Consider the following 22,713-nt stretch of genomic DNA (forward strand, 5'->3'; position numbering starts at 1 on the left):
TATAAGATGAAAAATATTATTCATAAAAATCAATAAGTTATATGGCTTGTTCCGCATTACGGAAGGCAATTGTCATCCGTGAAATGCGCTTGCGCGGCGGCGCAGCACGAACTTTCACATGCCGGGAGCGGCGTTTCATGATGCGAAAAATGACGGGTTTGAGAGCGCCTACAATGCGGTCATCTCCACGTTTTCCGACGACCTTCTCCATGACGCTGTCTCACGGCCCGCTGGGCCAGAGCGTGACCTACGTCTCGCAATACGATCCCTCGCTGCTGTTTCCCATCGCCCGCGCCCACAACCGCGAGGCGCTCAACCTGGCGACCGGGCCCCTGCCGTTCACCGGGGTCGATCTGTGGAACGCCTACGAGCTGTCCTGGCTCGACGCCAAGGGCAAGCCGCGGGTGGCGATGGCGACGTTCTCGGTGCCGGCCGACAGCCCCAACATCATCGAGTCCAAGTCGTTCAAGCTGTACCTGAACTCGTTCAACCAGACCCGGCTGGTCAACTCGGCCGCCCTGCGCGGCCGCCTGGAGCGCGACCTGAGCGCCGCCGCCGGCGCCCCCGTGGGGCTGGACTTCATCCTGCCGCAGCGCTTCGGCGAGCTGCGGATGGGCGAACTGGACGGTATCTATATAGACAAGCTCGACATCGAGATCGACACCTACGAACCGGCGCCCGAGTTGCTGCGCAACCGCCCGGGCGACGTGGTCGAGGAAACCCTGTGCTCGCGCCTGCTCAAGTCCAACTGCCCGGTGACCGGCCAGCCCGACTGGGCCAGCGTGCAGATCCGCTACCGCGGCCAGCCCATCGACCGCGAATCGCTGCTGCGCTACGTGATCTCGTTTCGCCAGCACGCCGAATTCCACGAGCATTGCGTGGAACGCATCTTCACCGACATCATGCAGGCCTGCGCGCCCGAGCAGTTGACGGTGTATGCGCGCTACACGCGGCGCGGCGGGCTCGACATCAATCCGTGGCGCAGCAACGTCGAGACCACGCCGCCGGCCGACGTGCGCACGGTGCGCCAGTAAAAAAGCCTCGTCCGCCCGAAGGCGGACGTTTTTTTATAAGCGACGCCCATCCCGGCGGCGTCGCCCGCCGCCCTACTTCACGAACGGCGCGGGCCGCGGCGTGTCGTCCGCCGACGGCGGCAGCAGCGGATACTGGATCGCCGGCTGGTCGCCCGTCAGGGTCTTCAGGAACGCCACGATCTGCGCGTTCTCGTCCGGCGTGAAGGTGCGGCCCAGTTGCAGGCGGCCCATCACGTCCACCGCCTGCGTCAAGGTGGCGGCCTCGCCGTCATGGAAGTACGGATAGGTCAGCGCCACGTTGCGCAGCGTCGGCACCTTGAAGTTGAAGCGGTCGGCGTCCTTGCCGGTGACGGCGGCGCGGCCCTCGGCCTTGTTGTCGGTCTGGTACGGCGCCACCAGCCCCATCTTCTGGAACGAGTTGCCGCCCACCGCCACGCCGTTGTGGCACGCCACGCAGCCGCTGTTCTTGAACAGGGTGTAGCCGGCCAGTTCCTGGACGGTCAGCGCCTTGTCGTCGCCCTTGAGCCACTGGTCGAAGCGCGAATTCGGCGTCACCAGCGTTTCCTCGAAGGCCGCCAACGCGCCCGTCACCTCCTCAATGGTGATGCCGTCCTTGCCGAACACCTGCTTGAACTCGGCGCGGTAGCCGGGAATGGAGTTGAGCACCTGCACCGCCAGTTCGTGGGTGGAGGCCATTTCCATGGGGTTGGCGATCGGGCCGCCGGCCTGTTCGCGCAGGTCCTTGGCGCGGCCGTCCCAGAACTGGGCGATGTTCAGGCTGGAATTGAGCACCGTGGGCGAGTTGATCGAGCCCTGCTGCCACTTGTGGCCGATGGACGCCTTCAGGTTGTCGGAACCGCCCATGCCCAGGTTGTGGCAGGAATTACAGGAGATCGCGCCCGAGCGCGACAGGCGCGGGTCGAAGAACAGCTTCTTGCCCAGCTCCACCTTGGCCGGGTCCTTGACCACCGCCGCCGCGATGGGCTGGATCGGCTCTTCGCGCGGCGCCCCCGACGCCTGGCCCGCCCACAGTCCGATGACGACACCCGCCGCGAGCAGCGCGTGCTTCTTTCTCATGGTTTTCTCCTGTTGAAATAACCTTGTCGTTCTCAAGGTCATTACATCGGAGCCGGCCGGCGGGCGGCTTGCGATGCGTCAAGCGCGTCAACGCCCCGCCGCGCCTCGCCATGGCGGATTGACCTGACGCAAGCCGGGCATGCCAACCTGTCGCCCCCATGCCCGGCGCCTCGCCCGACCGTGTCAGACGCTGGCGTCCAGCTGGCGCAGGTGCGCCTCCAGGAAGTCCACGCATACCCGCACCTTGGCCGAGGCATTCAGGCGTGACGGATAGACCGCCCAGATATTGGCTTCCTGGCGGTACTGCGGCAGCACCGGCACCAGCTTGCCGGCGGCGATCAGCGGGCCCACGTCCCAGGCCGAGCGCAGGATGATGCCGCGCCCGTCCACCGCCCACTGCACCACCATCTCGCCATTGTTGGCCGACAGCGGGCCGCGCACCTTGACGGTGTGCTCGCGCTCGCCACGCCGCATGCGCCAGACGCCGAAGGGATGGTCGCGTTCCTTGATCACCAGGCAGTCGTGCGCGGCCAGGTCGTCCAGCTTGCGCGGCGCGCCGCGTTCGGCCAGGTACGACGGCGCGGCGCACAGCAGCCGGTGGTTGGCGGCAAGCTTGCGCGCGATCACGTGCGGCGCGATGTCGTCGCCGACCCGCACGTCCAGATCGTAGCCTTCGGCCGCCACGTCGACCAGGCGGTCGAACACCTCGAAGCGCACCTGCACCGCCGGATGGCGCGACACGAACGCCGACAGCGCCGGCGCCACCACCCGCCGCCCGAAACCGAAACTGCTGCAGATGCGCAGCAGGCCGCGCGGTTCGCGGCGCGTGACGCCGACTTCTTCGACCAGGTGCTCGACGTCGTCAAGGATGCGCTGGGCCCAGTGGTAGACGCGCTCGCCAGCCTCGCTCACCACCACCCGCCGCGTGGTGCGGTGGAACAGCGGCGTGCCCAGGCTGGCCTCCAGCAGCCGAATGCGCTTGGTGACGTAAGCGGCCGACATGCCCAGGTCTTCGGCGGCGCGGGAAAAACTGGAGGCGCGCACCACGGCGTTGAATACGCGCAGGTCGGCGGGCAGCAGGTCATTATTCATGATTCGTGCATAGTCATTTCACGCGATGGACCATTGTAGATGGACTGTAGGGCCGCCTACCATGCTGTCGTCCTCCCGCCGCCGCCCCCTGAGCGCCGCGGCCGGCCCTTTTTTTCCTCTTTTTTCAGGTCCATCCATGTCCCACGTCCACAAGATCGCAGCCATCGCCGGCGACGGCATCGGCAACGAAGTCCTGCCCGAAGGCCTGCGCGCCGTTCAAGCGGCCGCCCGCCGCTTCGGCCTGGCGCTGCAGATCGATACCTTCCCCTGGGCCAACTGCGAGTACTACGCGCAGCACGGCGAGATGATGCCGCCCGACTGGAAGGAACAGCTGCAGGGCTACGACGCCATCTACTTCGGCGCGGTCGGCTGGCCCGCCACGGTGCCGGACCACGTGTCGCTGTGGGGCTCGCTGCTGAAATTCCGGCGCGAGTTCGACCAGTACATCAACCTGCGCCCGGTCCGCCTGTTCGAGGGCGTGCCGTGCCCGCTGGCCGGCCAGCGCCCGGGCGACATCGACTTCTTCATCGTGCGCGAGAACACCGAAGGCGAATACACCAACCTGGGCGGCCGCCTGTTCACCGGCACCGACCGCGAAATCGTGATCCAGGAATCGGTCTTCACCCGCCACGGCACCGACCGCGTCATGCGCTACGCCTTCGAGCTGGCCAACCGGCGCCACCGCAAGCAGCTCACGGTCGCCACCAAGAGCAACGGCATCGCCATCAGCATGCCGTGGTGGGACGAACGCGCCGACGCCGTCGGCCAGCAGTATCCCGACGTCAAGACCGACAAGCAGCACATCGACATCCTGGCCGCGCGCTTCGTGCTGCAACCGCAGCGCTTCGACGTGGTGGTGGCCTCCAACCTGTTCGGCGACATCCTGTCGGACCTGGGTCCGGCCTGCACCGGCACCATCGGCATCGCGCCGTCGGCCAACCTGAACCCGGAGCGCGCCTTCCCCTCGCTGTTCGAGCCGGTGCACGGCTCGGCGCCGGACATCTACGGCAAGGGCATCGCCAACCCCATCGCCATGATCTGGTCGGGCGCGCTGATGCTGCAGTTCCTGGGCAGCCAGGACGCGCACGACGCCATCCTGGCGGCCATCGAGCACTGCCTGAAGGACGGCCCGCGCACGCCCGACCTGGGCGGCCAGGCCCGCACCGAGGACATCGGCCGCGCCATCGCCGCCCATATCGAGGCGCAAGGCTGATCCCGGGCGCGGCAAGCGCTCTCCTGCCCGGGACGGCGGCAAATCCGCCGGCCCCAAAGCAGAACGCCGCCCGAGGGCGGCGTTCTGCCTGCTGCGACGGCGGACGCGTCAGGAACGCGCCGGCACCGCGGCGGCGGGATCGGCCCGGCGCGCCTGCACCGCGATCCACTGCGCCAGCAGCGCGGCGGCGGCGAACGCCACGCCCGCGCCGATCCACGGCCCCTGGCGCAATCCCGCGTCCAGCAGCAGGCCGAAAGCCAGCGGCCCCAGCGCCGAACCGACGTCCATGCCGGAATACACCAGGCCGTAGACCGAGCCGGTGGAGCCCTTGGGCGTCACGCGCCGGATCAGCATGTCGCGCGACGGCGCCGCCACGCCCGAGCAGAAGCCGGCCAGCGCCACCACCGGCGCGGCGAACAGCGCCGGCACCAGGCCCAGCGCCAGCACCACCAGCGTCAGGCCGGCCAGGATCAGCGCCACCATCACGGTGCGCTCGGTGCGCGGGTTGGCCGACACCAGGAAGCCGCCGGCCGCCATGCCCACCGCCGACGCCACCATGTAGCCCGACAGCGCCGAGCTGGCCGCCACCTTGGACAGGTCGTACAGCTGGCCCAACAGCGGAATGGTGTAGTTCTGCACCGACGACAGCGCAATGGAGGTGCAGGCGAAGAACAGGAACGCGCCCCACAGCGCCGGCTTGGACAGCAGCGTGGCCAGGGTCGCCAGCACGCCTTCCTGCGGCTTGGGCGCGGCGCGCGCGCCATTCCTGGCATCGTCGGCCTGGGCCGGTTCGGCGCCGCCCAGCAGGTTGCGGCCCAGCACGGTCAGCAACAGCACGAAGGCCACCAGCGCGGCGGCGCTGTAGGCCGCCACGCGCCAGTTGGCCAGCAGCGTGATCGAGGTCATGAACACGGGCGTGAGGGCCCAGCCCAGGTTGCCGGTCAGGCCGTGGGCGGAAAAGGCATGGCCCAGGCGCGGCGCGGTGATGCGGTGGTTGATGATGGAGTAGTCGGCCGGGTGGAACACCGAATTGCCGATGCCGCCGACCACGGCGGCCGCCATCAGCATGGTGTAGCCGGTGGCCGAGCCGATCAGCAGCCCCGACAGCACGAAACAGGCCAGGCCGAACCACAGCACCGGCCGCGCGCCGACTCGGTCCACCACGAAGCCGGAGGAGGCCTGGCCGATGCCCGACACCACATAGAAGGTCGACACCAAGAGGCCGAGGCGGGCGAAGTCCAGCCCGAACTCGTTGCCGAGCGACACGTACAGCGACGGCAGGACCAGTTGGAAGAAGTGCGACGAGGCGTGGGCCACGCCGATCAGCAGGATGATCTGCCAGTCGCGGCGGCGGACGGCGGCGTCCGAGGCCAGGTTGGATGCAGCGGTAGTCATTGCGCAAGGCCGCGGGCAGCGGCGAAAGGCGGCCGCCCCGGGGCGGCTCGCGGGTTGTCTCCAGCAACGACCGGCCGGGCCGGCGTTGTCCCTGTGGCGAATGCGGCGCGTGGCCGTGCCGGTCGCGGTCCAAGCCCCGCCGGCATCGCTCTTGGTCTGTCCTGGCGGCCCCGGGCGCGAGCCGGGCCGCCGTGTTTCACTGCGCTTTCTCGCGGATCGCGGGCCAGGCGCGCTGCAGGTAATACAGCATCGACCAGACCGTCAGCACCGCGGCCACGATGATCAGCACGTCGCCCAGCAGCTTGCTGGACACGCCATAGATCGGCTGGTTGTACAGCAGGCACGGAATCGCCACCATCTGCGCGGCGGTCTTGAACTTGCCCAACCGGTGCACCGCCACGCTGGCGCTGGCGCCGATCTTGGCCATCCACTCGCGCAGCGCCGAAATGGTGATTTCGCGGCCGATGATGATGAGCGAGATGAAGGCATCGACGCGGCTCAGGTCCAGCAGCACGATCAGCGCGGCGCAGACCATCAGCTTGTCGGCCACCGGATCCAGGAACGCGCCGAACGCCGAAGTCTGGTTCCAGCGGCGCGCCAGCCAGCCGTCGAACCAGTCGGTCAGGGCGGCGATGATGAAGGCCCAGGCGGCGAACGTGTCGCGCACCGGCACGGACATCCAGCTGTCGGGCAGGTAGAACAGCCCGACTACCAGCGGGATCATGGCGATACGCAGCCACGTCAGGATGATGGGTACGTTAATTGGCATAGTGTCCGTATGCTACATCAGCCGGGTTGCGCTGGCTGTCTCGGGGCCGCCGGGCGGCCACGAACCGGCCGTCCGGAGCCCTATCCGCGCAGCGCCTCGTAGATCCGTTCGGCCAGTTCCTCGGAAATCCCGTCCACCGACGCCAGGTCCTCGATGCTGGCCGAGGCCACCCCCGAAAAACCGCCGAAACGGGCCAGCAGGCGCTGCCGGCGGCGCGCCCCGACCCCCTCGATCTCTTCCAGCCGCGACACGTTGCGGGTCTTGGCGCGGCGCGCCCGCATGCCGGTGATGGCAAAGCGGTGCGCCTCGTCGCGCACCTGGGCGATCAGCATCAGGGCGGCCGACTCGCCGCCCAGCGCCACCGGCGGACGGCCGTCGGCGAACACCAGGGTCTCCAGGCCGACCTTGCGCCCTTCGCCCTTGGCCACGCCCACCAGCGCCTGGATGTCCAGGCCCAGCTCGGCGAACACCTGGCGCGCCACCTCGACCTGGCCCTTGCCGCCGTCGATCAGCACCAGCCCGGGCATCTGCGCCTCGCCGTCGGCCACCTTGGCGAAGCGCCGCGTCAGCACCTGGCGCATGGCGGCGTAGTCGTCGCCCGGGGTGATGCCCGCGATGTTGTAGCGGCGGTACAGCGACGGCTGCATGTCATGGTGCTCGAACACCACGCAGGAAGCCTGGGTGGCCTCGCCGGCGGTATGGCTGATGTCGAAGCACTCGATGCGCAGCGCGTCCAGCGCCGCCTCGTCGGTATCCAGGTCCAGGGTTTCGGCCAGCGCCAGGGTGCGGGCGGCGCGGGCGCCGGATTCGGTCAGGGCCCGTGCCAGCGCCATCTCGGCGTTCTTGACCGCCTGTTCCAGCCAGGCGCGGCGGGCGCCCTGGGGCCGCGTCAGCACGCGCGACGGGCGGCCGCCGGCCTGCTCCACCAGCAGGTCGATCAGGCCGGCGTCGGGCAAGGCGTGCGAACAGACCAGCACTGGCGGCAACGCATTGTCGGTGTAGTGCTGGGCCACGAAGGCCTCCAGCACCTGCGGCGCGGCCTCGCCCTCGGCGTGGGTCGGGAAGAACGGCTTGTCGCCCAGGTGGCGCCCGCCCCGCACCATGGCCAGGTTGACACAGACCTTGCCGCCGGCGATGGCCACCGCGACGATGTCGGTGTCCTCGCCGCTGACGTTTTCCATGGTCTGCTGGTGCAGCACCCGCGCCAGCGAGCCCATCTGGTCGCGCAGCGCGGCGGCTTCCTCGAACCGCAGCGCCTCGGCGGCCTCCAGCATGCGGGCCTCGATCTCGCCCATCACGTCCTTTGCCTCGCCATTCAAGAAGCGCACCGCTCGCTGCACGTCCGAGGCGTAGTCCTGCGCCTGGATGGCGCCCACACAGGGCGCCGAGCAGCGCCCGATCTGGTGCAGCAGACAGGGCCGCGAGCGGTTGGCGAAGACGGTGTCCTCACAGGTCCGCAGGCGGAACACCTTCTGCAGAATCTGGATGGTCTCGCGCACCGCCCAGGCGTTGGGGAACGGGCCGAAGTACTGGCCGCGCTTGTTGGTGGCCCCGCGGTAATAAGCGATGCGCGGCCAGTCGTGGCCGGTGATCAGCAGGTAGGGATAGGACTTGTCGTCGCGGAACAGGATGTTGTAGCGCGGCTTCAGGCTCTTGATGAGGTTGTTTTCCAGGATCAGCGCTTCGGCCTCGGAGCGCGTCACAGTGACCTCCAGCCGCGCCACCTTCGCCACCATCTGGGCGATGCGCGGGCTGGCCAGGTTCTTCTGGAAATACGACGAGACGCGCTTTTTCAGGTCGCGCGCCTTGCCGACATACATGACCTCGCCGGCCGCATCCAGGTGCCGGTAGACACCCGGAAGATGCGGCAGGTCAGCCAGGAACGATTTGAGATTGAAGTCGTCGGGCATTCTGGTAACGGCTTTCGGCCTGCAGGGCGTCCCAGTCGAGCGCGTCGAAACGCGGCATCAAGCGGCGGATGCGGGCCACGGACTCGGGGGCATGGTCGAACTCGAGCCGCGCCAGCAGCTCGTCGGCCAGGTCGGGCCGGTTGCACACCAGCACCATGTCGCAGCCGGCGCCCAGCGCGGCCTGGGCGCGCGCCAGGATGTCGCCGGCGACGGACGCGCCTTCCATGGTCAGGTCATCGGAGAACACTACCCCATCGTAGCCCAGGCGGGTGCGCAGGATGTCCTGCACCCAGCGCTTGGAGAATCCGGCCGGATGCTTGTCGACCTTGGGGTAGATCACGTGCGCCGGCATCACCGACGGCAGCACCGCGTCGCCCAGCCAGGCGTAGGGCGCGGCGTCGTCCTTCAGGATGCGTTCCAGCGGGCGCGGATCGACCGGGATCTCGTGGTGCGAATCCGCGCCGACGAAACCGTGCCCCGGGAAATGCTTGCCGCAGGCCGACATGCCGGCCAGCGCCAGGCCCTGGATCAGCGCGCGCGACAGCATCGTCACCACCCGCGCGTCTTGGTGGAAGGCGCGATTGCCGATGACCTTGCTGACGCCGTAGTCCAGGTCCAGTACCGGCGTGAAGCTCATGTCCACGCCGCAGGCGCGCAGCTCGGCGGCCAGCACGTAGCCGGCCTCGGTCGCCAGGCGCATCGCGGTCAGCGGATCGCGGTCCCACAGCGCGCCCAGGTCGCGCATCGCGGGCAGCGGCGTGAAGCCGTCTTCGCGGAAGCGCTGCACCCGGCCGCCCTCGTGGTCCACCAGGATCAGCAGGCGCTCCTTGCGCGCCTTGTGGATCTGGCGGGTCAGCTCGGTCAGCTGGCGGCGGTTCTCGAAATTGCGCGCGAACAGGATCACGCCGCCCACCAGCGGGTGGCGCAGGCGCTTCTTTTCTTCCTTGGTCAGCACGGTGCCGGCCACATCGACCATCACGGGACCGGGCGGCAGCGCCCGGGATTTCTTCTTGGCCATCGGCTTGTCCTTCTGTCTTGCAAACCGGCCCGCGGGCTCAGGGCTTGCGTTCGACCACCACGTAGGCGGCGGCCATGTCGGATTCATCGGTAATGGAAACGTGCGCGGCGCCGAAGCGCTGCACGTACCATTCCAGCAATTCGGGGGCGATCACCAGCACCGGCCGCCCCCCGGGCGCGTTCAGGGTCTGCACCCGGCGCCAGGTCATGGGCATGCGCATGCCCAGCCCCACCGCCTTGGAAAAGGCTTCCTTGGCGGCAAAGCGCGTCGCCAGGAAGCGCACGCCGCGCACCGGGTCGCGGGCGCGGCGGGCGTGGAATTTGGCCAGTTCCTCGGGCCCCAGGATCTTCTCGGCGAAACGGTCGCCGTGGCGCGCCAGGGCGCGCTCGATGCGGTCGATGCGCAGCAGGTCCATGCCGATGCCGCCGATGGCGGCCGGCGCGGGAACGACGAGCGGAGATTCGGGCTGGGACATCGTTGCGGGCGCCTTGGGAGGGAGTCGGCCTGGGCTCAACGGCCGCGCAGCGCTTCCAGGCGGGCCTGCACCATCAGCGCCTTCATGTCGCGCACCGCCTTTTCCCAGCCGTCGAACACCGCCTGCGCGACGATGGCGTGGCCGATATTGAGCTCGGAAATGCCGTCCAGCGCCGCCACCGGCTTGACGTTGCCGTAGTGCAGGCCATGGCCGGCATTGACGCGCAAGCCATGGCGCAGCCCTTCGGCCACCGCCACGCGGATGCGTTCGAGTTCGGCCTGGGCGGCCTCGCCCTCCGCTTCGGCGTAGGCGCCGGTATGCAGCTCGATGACGGGCGCGCCGGCGCGGGCAGCGGCTTCGATCTGTGCGGGATCGGGGTCGATGAACAGCGACACGCGGATGCCGGTCTCGGTCAGCAGGCCGACCGCGTCCGTCACCGCCGACAAGGCGCCGGCCACTTCCAGCCCGCCCTCGGTAGTCAGCTCGGTGCGTTTTTCCGGCACCAGGCAGACGTCATTGGGCTTGACCGCGCAGGCGATCTCCAGCATTTCCGGCGTCACCGCGCATTCCAGGTTCATGCGGGTGCGCAACCGCGGCCGGATGGCGTAGACGTCGGCGTCCTGGATGTGGCGGCGGTCTTCGCGCAGATGCAGCGTGATCAGGTCGGCGCCGGCGTCCTCGGCGCGCAGCGCCGCCGCGACCGGGTCGGGATAGGTCGTGTGACGCTGCTGCCGCAGGGTCGCGACGTGATCGATGTTTACACCAAGTTCTATCATTGCACTTTCGTTGTTTCTTCCCAGCCGCCGCCCAGTGCCTTGTAGAGTTCCACACGGTTGATCAGCGCGGCCAGGCCGGTTTGCACCAGCGCCAGCTGGGCATTGAAAAAGTCCACTTGCGCGGTCTGCACCTGCAGGTAGCTGTCGATACCATTGGTATAGCGCAGGTTCGACAGCTCCAGGGTGCGCGCCGACGAATCCTGCAGCGCGCGCTGGGCGTCCAGCTGGGCGCCGTAGGTGGCTTCGCCCGCCAGCGCGTCCGAGACCTCGCGGAACGCCTGCTGGATGGTCTGCTCGTACTGCGCCACCGCGATGTTGTCGCGCGCCTTGGCCAGGTTCAAGCCTTCGCGGATGCTGCCGCCGGCGAACAGCGGCGTGGTGATCGACGGCGAGAAGCTCCAGTACCCTTGCCCGCCCTTGAACAGCGTATCCAGCGACGGGCTGGCCACGCCGAACAGGCCGGTCAGCGAGATGGTCGGGAAGAACGCCGCGCGCGCCGCGCCGATGTTGGCATTGGCCGACTTCAGGTTGTTCTCGGCGGCCAGGATGTCCGGACGACGCTCCAGCAGGTCGGACGGCAGCCCGGCCGGCACCGTCGCCAGCAGCTGGTCGCGGCCGAACGTGGCGGGCGGCGGCAGGTCCTCGGGCAACGGCGTGCCGAGCAACAGCACCAACGCATTGACGGCCTGGGCCTGGGCCCGGGCCAGCTGCGCCAGGTCGGCCGAGGCCGTATCCAGCAGCGACTTGGACTGGTTCAGGTCCAGTTCGGAAGCGACGCCACCGTCGAAGCGGCGCTTGACCAGGTTGTACGACTCCTGGCGCGAGGCCAGCGTGCGCTGGGTCAGTTCCAGCTGCACCTGGGCCGCGCGCAGGTTGAAGTACGACTGCGCCACCGCGCCGATCAGCGTGATGTGGGTGCTCTTTTGCGCCTGCTCGGTCGACAGGTACTGCTGGTACGCCGCTTCCGACAGGCTGCGCAGGCGGCCGAACAGGTCGATCTCGAACGTGGTCAGGCCGATGCCGGCCTGGTACGAACTGGTGACCGAACCGGCGCCCGGCTGGCGCATGTTCTCGGGGAAACGCTGGCGCTGCCCCTGGATGCCGGCGCCGATGCTGGGCCATTGCGCGCCGCGCTGCACGCCATACTGGGCGCGCGCCTCTTCGACGCGCTGCACCGCCACGCGCAGGTCGCGATTGTTGACCAGCGCCAGCTCGATCAGGCGCTGCAGGCGCGGATCACGGAAGAACTCGCGCCAGCCCAGGTCGGCCGCGGGCGTGCCCGCCTGCGGCGCCACCGCCGACGCGGGCTGGGTCCCCAGCGTCATCGGCGTGGCGTACGCGCCGTACTGCACCTTGGGCTGGTCGGGCCAGTTGCCGGAGACCGGCGCGTCGGGACGCTTGTAGTCGGGCGCCAGCGAGCAGCCGGCCAACGCCACCGCCACGAAGGCGGACAAGGCGGTCTGTTTGAACATCAGGGCGCTCATTCCTTGCCCTCCTGGCCACCGTTGGGTTGTGCGGATGCGTCCGGCGGGGTTTGCCCCGCGGCCGCCTTCTTGGCCGCCTGTTCTTCCTCGAAGGCGCGCAGCTCGGCGCCCAGCAGGCGCGGCTTGGTCTTGAACAGACCCAGCACCACGACGAAGAAGGTCGGCACGAAAATCACCGCGAACGGCGTGGCGGCCAGCATGCCGCCCAACACACCCAGGCCCACCGCGCGCTGGCTGGCGGCGCCGGCGCCGGTGGCCATGGCCAGCGGCACCACGCCCAGGATGAACGCCAGCGAGGTCATCAGGATCGGCCGGAACCGCAGGCGCGCGGCTTCCACCGCCGCCTCGTACAGGCCCATGCCGCGCGCGTACTGGTCCTTGGCGAATTCCACGATCAGGATGGCGTTCTTGGCCGCCAGCCCGATCACGGTCACCATGCCCACCTGGAAGTACACGTCGTTGGACATGCCCAGCGCGCTGACCAGCGCCACCGCGCCCAGCATCCCCAGCGGCACCACCAGCATCACGGAGATCGGGATGGCCCAGCTTTCATACAGCGCGGCCAGCACCAGGAACACCACCAGCAGCGACAGGCCCATCAGGATCGGGGCCTGGTTGCCGGCCTGGCGCTCCTGATAGGACAGCCCGGTCCATTCGTAGCCGAAGCCCTGCGGCAGCTGGCCCACCAGCTTCTGCATTTCCTCCATGGCCTGGCCGGTCGTGTAGCCGGCCGCGGCGCTGCCGCCGATGCGCATGGATTCGTAGCTGTTGTAGCGCACCACCTGCACCGGGCCCTGCGACCACTTGGCCGTCACGAACGACGACAACGGCACCATGCCGCCCTGGGCGTTGCGGGCGTTCAGCTGCAGCACGTCCGACAGCTGCATGCGGTACGGCGCATCCGCCTGCACCCAGATGTTCTGCATCCGGCCCAGGTTGGGGAACTTGCTCAGGTAGGCCGAACCGACGGCGGTGGAGATCAGCGAGGCGGCCTCGTCGAAGTTCACCCCCAGCGCCGCTGCCTTGTCGCGGTCGATGTCCAGCGTCAGCTGCGTGCCGGCCGACAGGCCGGTGATACGCACCTGCGACAGCACCGGGCTCTTCATGGCCATGCCCATCAGCTGGCCGGTGGCCGCGGCCAGCGCCTCGGTGCCGGCCGCGCCGCGATCCTGCAGGCGCAGGTCGAAGCCGGTGGCATTGCCCAGCGACGAGATCGCGGGCGGCACCAGCGTGAACACCTGGGCGTCGTGGATGCCCATGAGCTGCTTCTGGAAGGCGTTGAACGCGATCGCGCCGGCCGAATCCCCCTTGCCCTTGCGATCCTTGAAGTCCTTGAGCGTGGTGAAGGCGATGGCCGCGTTCAGGCCGTTGCCGTTGAAGCTGTAGCCCTGCACCGTGATGATGTTCTCGACCGCGGGAATCTCGCGGAAATAGGCCTCGACCTCTTCGATCACCTGCACCGTGCGATTGGCGCTGGCGCCCGTGGGCAGCTCGATGTTGCTGATGACGTAGCCCTGGTCTTCTTCCGGCAGGAACGACGACGGCAGGCGCAGGTACAGCCAGCCCAGCAGGATCACCAGCACCAGGAAGGCCAGCATCATGCGGCCGCCCTTGTGCAGGATGCGCGAGACCCAGTTCTGGTAGCCGTGCGTGGTGGCGTCGAACTTGCGGTTGAACCAGCCGAAGAAACCCTTCTTGTCGTTGTGGTGCCCCTTGGGCACCGGCTTCAGGATGGTCGCGCACAGCGCCGGCGTGAAGGTCAGCGCCAGCAGCGCCGAGAAGAAGATCGACACGGCCATGGCCACCGAGAACTGGCGGTAGATCACGCCCACCGACCCGCTCATGAAGGCCAGCGGCAGGAATACCGTCACCAGCACCAGCGTGATGCCGATGATGGCGCCGCTGATCTGCGGCATGGCTTTCTTGGTGGCTTCCTTGGGCGGCAACCCTTCGGTCGCCATGATCCGCTCGACGTTCTCGACCACCACGATGGCGTCGTCCACCAGGATGCCGATGGCCAGCACCATGGCGAACATGGTCAGCACGTTGATCGAGAATCCAAACCCCAGCATGACGGCGAACGACCCCAGCATGGCCACCGGCACCACCAGCGCCGGGATCAGGGTGTAGCGCACGTTCTGCAGGAACAGGTACATCACCAGGAACACCAGCACCATGGCTTCGGCCAGGGTGTGCAGCACCTGCTCGATCGAGACCTTGACGTAGGGCGCGGTGTCGTAGGGGATGGCGTAGGTGATGTTGCCGGGGAAGTACTTGGACAGCTCGTCCATCTGCTGGCGCACGCCCTGGGCGGTGGCCAGCGCGTTGGCGTCGGGCGACAGCACGATGGCGAAGGCGGCCGTGGGCTTGCCGTTCAGTCGGGCGCCGAACTGGTAGTTGTCGGCGCCGACCTCGATGCGGGCGACGTCGCGCAGCAGCACCTTGGAACCATCGCTGTTGGCGCGCAGCACGATCTTGCCGAAACCATCGACGGTGCTGAGCTGGCCGTTGGCCACCACGGTGGCCGTGATGCGCTGCGAATCAGGATTGGGCGGCGCGCCGATGCTGCCGCCCGACACCAGCACGTTCTGCGCGGCGATGGCCTGGTTGACCTCGGACATGCTCAGGCTGAAGCCGACCAGCTTGGCCGGGTCGACCCAGATGCGCATGGCGCGTGGCGCCGCGAACAGCTGGAACTGGCCCACGCCGGACACCCGCGACACCGGGTTCTGGATGTTGCGGGTGATGTAGTCGGCCAGCGCGGTCTGGTCGAGCGAGCCGTCGGTGGACGACAGCGTCACGATCATCAGGAAGCCGGTACTGGTCTGCTCGTACTTCAGGCCCTGTTGCTGCACCGCGGACGGCAGCTGGGCGATCACGTTGGACACGCGGTTCTGCACGTCCACCTGCGCCAGGTCAGGGTCGCGGCCGGGCGCGAAGGTGGCGGTGATGGTCGAGGTGCCGTAGGAATCGCTGACCGACTCGTAGTAGATCAGGCCCTTGGCGCCGTTGAGCTTGTCCTCGATGATACTGGTGACCGATTCGGCCACTTCCTTGGCCGAGGCGCCCGGATAGGTCGCGGTGATGGTGATGGCCGGCGGCGCCACGTCGGGGTACTGCGACACCGGCATGTTCGGGATGGCCAGTATCCCCGCCAGCAGGATGAACAGGGCGACTACCCAGGCGAAGATTGGTCGATCAATAAAAAATTGCGGCATGTGGGCTGACTCTGAAAGCGATGCTCACCAAAGAGGAACGCAGCGCATTGCGCTGCGAGCCGCTTACGATTTCTGCGGGGCCTGTTGCGCCGGCTCGGCCGGCTTGGCGCCGGGGTCCGCGGGCTTGGCGCCGGGCTGCCCCGGCTGCCCGCCCGCGGCGGGCGCGCCGCCCGCCTTGTTCCAGGGGCTGGCCTGCACCGGCGCCCCGGGACGGATCTTCTGGAAGCCCTCGACCACGACCACGTCGCCGGCCTTCAGGCCGCTGGTGATGATCCAGTCGGTCTTGACGGCGCCGCCGGTGGTGACGGGCAACTGTTCGATCTTGTTGTCCTTGACCAGCATCAGGCTCTGCGAACCGTCGGCCGTGCGCTGCAGCGCCTGTTGCGGCACCAGCAGGGCCTGGTCGTTCACGCCCTGCTCCAGCCGCACGCGCACGTACATGCCGGGCAGCAGGATGCCGTCGGGGTTGGGGATCTCGGCGCGCAGGTTGACCTGGCCGGTGCTGGGATCGACGGTGATGCCGGTGAACAGCAGCTTGCCGGGACGGTCGTATTCGGTGCCGTCCTCCAGCACCACGGTGGCACGGGCGGCGTCCTTGCCGACCTGTTGCAGCTTGCCGCTGGCAAAGGCGCGGCGCAGCGCGGCCAGGTCCGAGGTGGACTGGGTGAAGTCGACGTAGATGGGATCGAGCTGCTGCACGGTGGCCATCTGCGTGGCCGAGGTGGCCTCGACCAGCGCGCCTTCGGTCACCAGCGGCTTGCCGATGCGGCCCGTGATGGGCGACACGACGTCGGTATAGCCCAGGTTGATCGAGGCGTTGTCCTGGGTCGCCTTGGCGGCGGCCACGGTGGCCTCGGCCTGGCGATAGGCCGCCACGGCGTTGTCGTATTCCTGCTTGCTGACAGCGTTGGCCTTGACCAGCGGCGCGTAACGGTCGGCCAGCAGCTTGGCGCTGAACAGGTTGGCCTGCGCCTGCTTGAGCTGCGCGGTGGCCTGGTCGTAGGCGGCCTTGTAGGGCGCCGGATCGATCTTGAACAGCAGCTGGTTTTCCTTGACGTCGCCGCCCTGTTCGAAGGTGATCTTCTGGACGATGCCGGTGACCCGCGAGCGGATCTGGGCGTCGCGCACGGCGTCGACGCGCCCGGGCAGTTCGGAGACGATGGGCGTGCGCTGCGGCTGCACGGTAATGACGCTGACCTGGGGCATGCCAGGGTTCATCTGCGGCTTTTCACCGCACCCTGCCAACAACAGCGCGAGGACGCCGCCGGAGAAAGCCAGACCTGAGACACGTTTAGGCGAAAACCGCATTGAAACCCCCGCGAAGTTAACCGCGCCAAGCGACCGCAACAATGTGACGGCGATGACCATCGCCGCGTCCGGTTGCCGTAGGCGGCCACGGGGTTGCGCGGCCGCATTTCGACCGCCGTATTTGACCGCAATCCTTGTTTGCGATCAAAGCAAAACCCTGCGCCCCGCCTGTGACACGTGAATAGCCCGTTAATGTAACTCAGTTATTGGGGAAATCACTGATTTTCACGACGAGACGCGACATCGGGAGGGGGGGAAATCCAGCCGCCGCGATCAGAGGTCGGCAACCTCTTGCAGATTGCCCAGGAACACGTAGCCCACGCCATGCACCGTATGCAGGGGCAGGCGCCCGCCCGCCTGGCGCACCTTGCGGCGCAGACGGCAGATCGCCACGTTCAGGGCGCGCAGGTTGGTGCTTTGGCGCGGCAACATCAGTTCCTCGCGCAGGACGGCGAGTTCTTCGCGCAGCAGTTCCTTGCGGGGATTGCGCAACAGGCACTGGAAGCAGGCGCGCTCGACCTCGGTCAGGTCGAGCCGGGTTCCTTGCGGGGTCAGCAGGGTCCAGCCATGGTAGAGCAGGCTCCACCAGCCATCCAGGCGGACCGGAAAGGCGTCGGACGCCGCGGCCGCATCATTGCTGGAGCCCTCGCGCCCCGCGTCGGGAGACGGCGCGGCCGGCGGCACGCGGAGAGGGGAATGGGAAAAGGGTGCGGTCATCGTCGGTGTCTCCACCGGGCGGACCGCCTGGAAAAGGACGACGGCCCGGACCCGGAACAAGGTTTCAAGTCTTGCCGAAAGACTACCGTTGCTGACGTGATTGCGCGGCGATGTTGCCCTGGAATCAGACGAGTCCTAGGAAATCGCACCACAGGTCAAGAGGTGTGCGTGCCGTTTCGATGGATATCGTGCGTGACGAAACAGCTGTCCTGGGTGGGACGCGCCAGGATGCCCGGCCGCGCCAGCGTCTGGCGGATATCGGCCAGGCCGGACTCCCAGTGCTCGCGCATGGCCTCCGTGCCGAACTCATAATCCTTGGAATAGCGCTCGCGGTGCTTGGATTCGTAGATCAGGTTGATGATGTTGGTGGCCGGCGTCTTGGCCAGCCGCCGGATTTCCGCCAGGTCCGGCGCGTCGCGCTCGCGCTCGGGCAGGCGCTCGAGCAGCTGCTGCAGGCCATGGCGCAGCTTCAGCACGCGCCGCAACTGGTCGGTGACCATGCGGGTCCGGCTGGAGTACTGGATGTCCTTCTGGCGCTCGGCCACTTCCTCGAGCGTGGTCGGCAACGCGCCGCGGGCGGGCCACAGATCCACCTGGAACGCCAGCGTGTCGCGCATGGTGTCGCTGGTCAGCACCTGGGCCAGCGGCGTGTTGGACACCACGCCTCCGTCCCAGTAGTGCTCGCCGTCGATCTCCACGGAGGGAAAGCCCGGCGGCAAGGCGCCCGAGGCCATGATGTGCTCGGGCCCGAGGGTATGCCGGAGGCTGTCGAAATAGGCGAAATTGCCGCTGCGCACGTTCACCACGCCAAAACTGGCGCGCACCGCGCCGGCGTTGAGCAGGTCGAAATCGATGTACTGGCGCAGGGTCGCGACCAGCGGCGTGGTGTCGTAGAAGCTGGTCGACGCCGCGCCCTTGCCATGCACCCAGTACGGCGGCGGAAAGCGCGGCTTGAAGAACCCCGGCTGGCCCGAGAACAGGGCCTGGAAGGCCGACAGCTGGCCATTCATGGCGGGCGAGCCGAATCCGAACGGGATGCCCTCGAACATGCCGGCCAGCGTATCGCCCCAGGGCACCGAGGCGAACCCCGCCGGCCGGCAGATGCTTTCCCAGAACCCGCGCAGGCGCTCCACCCGCTCGTCTTCGGGCGAGCCGGCGATGATCGCCGCATTGATCGATCCGATCGAAATCCCGGAAATCCAGTTCGGCCGGATGCCTGCCTCGTGCAGCCCCTGGTACACGCCGGCCTGGTAGGACCCCAGGGCGCCCCCGCCCTGCAGCACCAGGGCCACGGTTTCATAGGGCGGCGTCGCGCCGGTGTCTGGGGATGCGGCCTTGCGGCGAGTACTCATGCGGGGTTCCTTCGAAACACGGGCTAGGGCTTGCTCTTGTCCGGCACTTGCGGCGCGGCCACGCCGGCACGGAACGGATATTTGGCGAAGATCCCGGCCACGGCCTTGTCGATGTTCTGCGACGAGGTCGCCGTGTCCGGGTTCTGGACTTCCCCGACGGCCACGCCTTCCCACACCATCTGCTTGCGACGCGCGTCGACCAGGTCGATGTTGAGAGTGCCTTCGGTGTATTGGTAGACGGTGTCGCCCCAGCCGTAGCCGGGCCAGCCGCCATAGAAGCCACTGCGATAGCCGTAGTACGGGCCCATGGGCGGCGGCGGCGCCTCGGTCACCTGGGTCTTCTGCTGCAGCTTGCCATTGAAATTGACCAGCAGGTCGGGATTGGCGGCGTCGTACACATAGCCACGCATTTCCATCTGGCCGCGCGTGGCGTCCTTGAGGCGTTCGGTCAGCAGCGTGCTGTAGCCGGCCTTGTCGGTGCCCAGCGGCGACATGTAGCCGAAGGTCCGGTAGCGCGAGAAATCCGCCTGGCGGTCGTAATCGCTTTTGATGGCGGGACTGGAGGCGCAAGCCGCCAGGATCGTGACCAGGGAACCCGATGCCAGCATTTTCAGCGCTTTCATGTCGATCTCCAAGAAGCGGGGCCGCGAGCCGGCCCCCCGAGTTGAACACCCATCAACACACTCCGAGCGCGTCCATAGTGCCGCGAAGCGGATAAAGTTTCAACAGCATCTCATTCTCATCGGATATATCTCAAACGGCCGCCGGACGGGCTCCATTACACTCGGGAATATTCCAGACCCCGACCAGACCTGATACCGATGTTGGAACTCGACGGCTCGATTTGGTTTCGTTCCGGCACCCAGACTTGGGGCGGAAAGAACCGCATAGACCTGCTGGCGCAAATCGACGCCACCGGCTCCATCACGGCCGCCGCGCGCGCGGTGGGCATGAGCTACAAGGGCGCCTGGGATGCCATCGATGCGATGAACAACCTGGCAGGCGAGCCGCTGGTGCTGCGCGCCGCCGGGGGCAAGGGCGGCGGCGGCACGCGCCTGACCGACCGGGCTCGCGGCCTGATCGCAACCTTCCGGGCCCTGGAAGCCGAACACCGCAAATTCATGGAAAACCTGACGCACGCTGGCGTGGATGCCAGCGGCGATCTCGACTTGATGAGGCGATTCATGCTGAAGACCAGCGCACGCAACAAACTCATGGGCACGGTAATGGAAATCCGCGCGGGCGCCGTCAACGACGAAGTCCTGCTGCGCATCGCCGGCGGCCAGGTCATCACCGCCACCATCACCCGGGAAAGCACCCAGGAACTGGAGCTGGCGCCCGGCAAGGAAGCGCTGGCCCTGGTCAAGGCCTCGTCGGTCATCGTCGGCGCGCCCGGTGCGGGCCTGCGGCTGTCGGCCCGCAACCAGCTGCCGGGCACCATCACGGCGGTACGTACCGGCGCGGTCAACAGCGAGATCCTGATCGGGCTGGAAGGCGGCGCCACGCTGGCGGCCATCGTCACCAACGAAAGCGCGCAGGAACTGGGCTTGCGTGAAGGCGCGCAAGCGGTCGCCGTGTTCAAGGCTTCCAGCGTGATCCTGGGCGTGCTGGACTGAATCCCGCGCGCGGGGGCGGCCGCCCTTGCAACAGACCTTGCGCCGCCCCTGCACGCCTGCTAGACGCCGACGTCCTCGTCGCGTCGGCGCACCTTGCCGTCGCGCACTTCGAAGACCTCGTCGGCCAGCGCCTCGACGTCGGCCGGATCATGCGTGATCAACAGCATCGGCACGTCCAGCTGGCGCTGCAGGGCGTTCAGCTCCAGCCGCATCTTGCCGCGCAGTTGCGAATCGAGCGCCGAGAACGGTTCGTCCAACAGCACGATCTCGGGCTTGAGCATCAGCGCGCGCGCCAGCGCCACGCGTTGCTTCTGGCCGCCCGAGATCTCGTGCGGATAGCTGCCCACGATGGCGCCCAGCTCGAAGGCGTCCACCCACCGCCGCGCCTCGGCCGAGACCGCGCGCCGGGGCGGGTTGAGCCAGCCGCGGCGCGAACCGAAGGCGATGTTCTGCGCCACCGTCAGGTGCGGAAACAACGCGTAGTCCTGGAACAGGTAGGCCACGCGGCGGGCCTGCGGCGCGACGCTGACGCGGGCCTCGGCGTCGAACAGCACCCTGCCGTTGACCTCGATGCGGCCGGCGTCCGGCCGCAGCAGCCCGGCCACCGCTCGCAGCGTCAGGCTCTTGCCGGCGCCCGACGGGCCGAACAGCGCAATGCGCTTGGCCTTGGACGAGAACGCCACGTCCAGCGAAAAATGGCGGTCGCCGGACACCATGTTCTTGCGTATGCGCAGGTCGACGCTCATAGTCTGCCTCCGCGTTGGCTGGAACGGATCGGCACCAGCTTGCCGGCCGCCAGCAGCACCACGATGCAGGTGATGGAAGTCACCAGCACCAGGAAATTGGCGGTGGCGTCATCGCCCGCCTGCACCGCCTCGTAGATGGCGACCGATAGCGTCTGGGTGCGGCCCGGCAGGTTGCCGGCGATCATCAGGGTGGCGCCGAATTCGCCCAGCGCGCGGGCAAACGCCAGCAACACGCCGGCGACGATGCCGCGCGCCGCCAGCGGCAGCGTCACGCGGAAGAACACCCCGGCCTCGCACACGCCCAGCACGCGGGCCGCGTTTTCCAGTTGCGAATCGACGTTCTCGAAAGCGGCGCGGGCCGACTTGAACACCAGCGGGAAGGCCACCACCGACGCGGCGATGACCGCGCCCTGCCAGGTGAACACCAGCTCGATGCCGATATCGGCCAGCCGCTCGCCCAGCACGCCGCGCCGGCCCAGCAGCACCAGCAGGTAGTAGCCCAGGACCGTGGGCGGCAGCACCAGCGGCAGGGTCAGGATGGCATCGAGCAGATCGCGCCCGGGCCAACGCCAGCGCGACAGACAATAGGCGGCCGCGGAGCCGGCCACGGTCGCCAGCAACGTCGCCCAGCCCGCCACTTTCAGGGTAAGCAGCAGGGGCACCCATACCGAATCACTCATCGCTGACCGCGTTGGCTGTCGCCCGCGCCCTCAAGGCTTCTGGAAGCCGTAGCGCGACAGGATTTCCTGCCCGGCGGGCGACATCACATAGGCCACGAAGCTTTGCGCTTCCTTGGCGGCGTCGTCGCGCGCGGTCACGGCGATGGGATAGGTCACCGGGGTCTGCGACGGCACGCGCACGGCCACCTTGACCTTGTCCGGCATCACGGCGGCGTCGGTGGCGAACACGAAGCCCGCGTCGACCTCGCCGCGCGACACGTAGTCCAGGCTCTGGCGCACGTTCTGCGCCAGCACGCTCTTGGCCTGCACCGCGTCCCACAGGCCGGCGGCCTGCAACGCGCCCTGCGTGTAGCGGCCCACCGGCACCGAAGCCGGGTTGCCGTAGGCGATGCGCTTGATGTCGTCGCGCGTCAGGTCCTTGAGCGCAGTGATGTTGGCCTTGCTGTCGGTCGGCACGATCAGCACCACCTGGTTGGCGGCGAAGTCGATGCGCGTATCGGGTTTGACGGCCTTTTCCTCGACCGCCTTGTCCATGGCCTTCTGGTCGGCGGACGCGAACACGTCGGCGGGCGCGCCCTTGACGATCTGCTGCAGCAGCACGTCGGAGGCGCCGAAGTTCAGGATGACCTTGGTGCCGGCATGCTCCTTTTCGTACGCCTGGGCCACGTCCTTGAACGCGTTGGTCAGGCTGGCGGCGGCGGACACCACCAGGTCGCCGGCGTGGGCGCTGGTGCCCCAGGCGGCGGCCAGGGCCAGCGACAGCGCCAGGATCGGCTGTTTGCGGAACATGAATCCCTCCTCGGGCAAGATCAATCTCGGTAACGAAATATATA

Annotated in this window: 21 protein-coding genes; 3 read left to right on the forward strand and 18 right to left on the reverse strand. The window is 67.9% G+C overall.

The window, feature by feature from the left end; all coding sequences use genetic code 11:
* Positions 1 to 37: 37 nt before the first annotated feature.
* Positions 38 to 211, reverse strand: a complete 174-nt coding sequence (locus tag ACVN9Z_RS29210; protein ID WP_159069672.1) for a hypothetical protein — start codon at positions 209 to 211, stop codon at positions 38 to 40.
* On the opposite strand from ACVN9Z_RS29210, the gene queF reads away from it, so the two are divergent.
* On the forward strand, positions 210 to 1,034 hold the full coding sequence (gene queF / locus ACVN9Z_RS29215) for an NADPH-dependent 7-cyano-7-deazaguanine reductase QueF (protein ID WP_045953300.1): 825 nt from the start codon (positions 210 to 212) through the stop codon (positions 1,032 to 1,034). The genes ACVN9Z_RS29210 and queF overlap by 2 nt on opposite strands.
* Before the next feature lie 72 nt (positions 1,035 to 1,106).
* On the opposite strand, the gene ACVN9Z_RS29220 is transcribed toward queF, so the two are convergent.
* Together ACVN9Z_RS29220 and ACVN9Z_RS29225 are read right to left on the reverse strand one after the other, a co-directional pair.
* Positions 1,107 to 2,111: a cytochrome-c peroxidase gene (locus ACVN9Z_RS29220; RefSeq protein ID WP_458212956.1), complete on the reverse strand. Its 1,005-nt coding sequence runs from the start codon at positions 2,109 to 2,111 to the stop codon at positions 1,107 to 1,109.
* Between the two features lie 183 nt (positions 2,112 to 2,294).
* A complete protein-coding gene (locus ACVN9Z_RS29225) occupies positions 2,295 to 3,203 on the reverse strand; it encodes a LysR substrate-binding domain-containing protein (protein ID WP_024069972.1) in 909 nt (302 codons plus the stop codon).
* 136 nt (positions 3,204 to 3,339) lie between these two features.
* On the opposite strand from ACVN9Z_RS29225, the gene ACVN9Z_RS29230 reads away from it, so the two are divergent.
* Positions 3,340 to 4,416, forward strand: a complete 1,077-nt coding sequence (locus ACVN9Z_RS29230; protein WP_054498516.1) for a tartrate dehydrogenase — start codon at positions 3,340 to 3,342, stop codon at positions 4,414 to 4,416.
* 108 nt (positions 4,417 to 4,524) lie between these two features.
* Here the strand turns inward: ACVN9Z_RS29230 and ACVN9Z_RS29235 are convergent, their stop codons facing one another.
* From ACVN9Z_RS29235 to ACVN9Z_RS29290, 12 genes are all read right to left on the reverse strand, one after another.
* The gene (locus tag ACVN9Z_RS29235) at positions 4,525 to 5,811 is read right to left on the reverse strand and encodes an MFS transporter (protein WP_024069974.1); all 1,287 of its coding nucleotides are present in this window, start codon (positions 5,809 to 5,811) and stop codon (positions 4,525 to 4,527) included.
* Positions 5,812 to 6,007: 196 nt separating this feature from the next.
* A complete protein-coding gene (pgsA, locus tag ACVN9Z_RS29240; RefSeq protein ID WP_006384817.1) occupies positions 6,008 to 6,580 on the reverse strand; it encodes a CDP-diacylglycerol--glycerol-3-phosphate 3-phosphatidyltransferase in 573 nt (190 codons plus the stop codon).
* Positions 6,581 to 6,660: 80 nt separating this feature from the next.
* Complete coding sequence (uvrC, locus tag ACVN9Z_RS29245; protein ID WP_020929025.1) at positions 6,661 to 8,490, reverse strand: excinuclease ABC subunit UvrC; 1,830 nt, start codon at positions 8,488 to 8,490, stop codon at positions 6,661 to 6,663.
* Entirely contained in the window at positions 8,453 to 9,508 is a 1,056-nt protein-coding gene (nagZ, locus tag ACVN9Z_RS29250) for a beta-N-acetylhexosaminidase (RefSeq protein ID WP_006384819.1), read from the reverse strand. Before nagZ ends, uvrC begins: the two co-directional genes overlap by 38 nt.
* Positions 9,509 to 9,545: 37 nt before the next feature.
* Entirely contained in the window at positions 9,546 to 9,983 is a 438-nt protein-coding gene (gene acpS, locus ACVN9Z_RS29255; RefSeq protein WP_006384820.1) for a holo-ACP synthase, read from the reverse strand.
* 35 nt (positions 9,984 to 10,018) lie between these two features.
* Positions 10,019 to 10,759, reverse strand: coding sequence for a pyridoxine 5'-phosphate synthase (gene pdxJ / locus ACVN9Z_RS29260; RefSeq protein WP_006384821.1), 741 nt, complete (start codon positions 10,757 to 10,759; stop codon positions 10,019 to 10,021).
* Complete coding sequence (locus ACVN9Z_RS29265) at positions 10,756 to 12,243, reverse strand: efflux transporter outer membrane subunit (protein WP_020929026.1); 1,488 nt, start codon at positions 12,241 to 12,243, stop codon at positions 10,756 to 10,758. Before ACVN9Z_RS29265 ends, pdxJ begins: the two co-directional genes overlap by 4 nt.
* Positions 12,240 to 15,461 carry an efflux RND transporter permease subunit gene (locus tag ACVN9Z_RS29270; RefSeq protein ID WP_020929027.1) on the reverse strand — a complete coding sequence of 1,074 codons (3,222 nt, stop codon included), beginning with the start codon at positions 15,459 to 15,461 and terminating at the stop codon, positions 12,240 to 12,242. Before ACVN9Z_RS29270 ends, ACVN9Z_RS29265 begins: the two co-directional genes overlap by 4 nt.
* 63 nt (positions 15,462 to 15,524) lie before the next feature.
* A complete protein-coding gene (locus ACVN9Z_RS29275) occupies positions 15,525 to 16,769 on the reverse strand; it encodes an efflux RND transporter periplasmic adaptor subunit (protein ID WP_038504227.1) in 1,245 nt (414 codons plus the stop codon).
* Positions 16,770 to 17,042: 273 nt separating this feature from the next.
* Complete coding sequence (locus ACVN9Z_RS29280; protein ID WP_006384825.1) at positions 17,043 to 17,486, reverse strand: winged helix-turn-helix domain-containing protein; 444 nt, start codon at positions 17,484 to 17,486, stop codon at positions 17,043 to 17,045.
* A gap of 155 nt (positions 17,487 to 17,641) precedes the next feature.
* On the reverse strand, positions 17,642 to 18,838 hold the full coding sequence (locus ACVN9Z_RS29285; RefSeq protein ID WP_054514693.1) for a patatin-like phospholipase family protein: 1,197 nt from the start codon (positions 18,836 to 18,838) through the stop codon (positions 17,642 to 17,644).
* Positions 18,839 to 18,861: 23 nt separating this feature from the next.
* Positions 18,862 to 19,461: a DUF4136 domain-containing protein gene (locus ACVN9Z_RS29290; RefSeq protein ID WP_020929031.1), complete on the reverse strand. Its 600-nt coding sequence runs from the start codon at positions 19,459 to 19,461 to the stop codon at positions 18,862 to 18,864.
* Positions 19,462 to 19,659: 198 nt separating this feature from the next.
* Between ACVN9Z_RS29290 and ACVN9Z_RS29295 the strand changes: the two genes are divergently transcribed.
* Entirely contained in the window at positions 19,660 to 20,454 is a 795-nt protein-coding gene (locus tag ACVN9Z_RS29295) for a TOBE domain-containing protein (protein WP_006384828.1), read from the forward strand.
* A gap of 59 nt (positions 20,455 to 20,513) precedes the next feature.
* Here the strand turns inward: ACVN9Z_RS29295 and ACVN9Z_RS29300 are convergent, their stop codons facing one another.
* From ACVN9Z_RS29300 to modA, 3 genes are read right to left on the reverse strand one after another with little or no spacing between them, the layout of a single operon-like run.
* The gene (locus ACVN9Z_RS29300) at positions 20,514 to 21,200 is read right to left on the reverse strand and encodes an ATP-binding cassette domain-containing protein (RefSeq protein ID WP_020929033.1); all 687 of its coding nucleotides are present in this window, start codon (positions 21,198 to 21,200) and stop codon (positions 20,514 to 20,516) included.
* Positions 21,197 to 21,880, reverse strand: coding sequence for a molybdate ABC transporter permease subunit (gene modB / locus ACVN9Z_RS29305; RefSeq protein ID WP_006384830.1), 684 nt, complete (start codon positions 21,878 to 21,880; stop codon positions 21,197 to 21,199). The genes ACVN9Z_RS29300 and modB overlap by 4 nt, the downstream gene beginning before the upstream one ends.
* A 30-nt stretch (positions 21,881 to 21,910) precedes the next feature.
* Positions 21,911 to 22,669 (reverse strand): molybdate ABC transporter substrate-binding protein, encoded by a 759-nt coding sequence (modA, locus tag ACVN9Z_RS29310; RefSeq protein ID WP_150100974.1) that lies wholly within the window; start codon positions 22,667 to 22,669, stop codon positions 21,911 to 21,913.
* Positions 22,670 to 22,713 lie beyond the last annotated feature (44 nt).

It is taken from the genome of Achromobacter sp. KK8 (assembly GCF_054188005.1).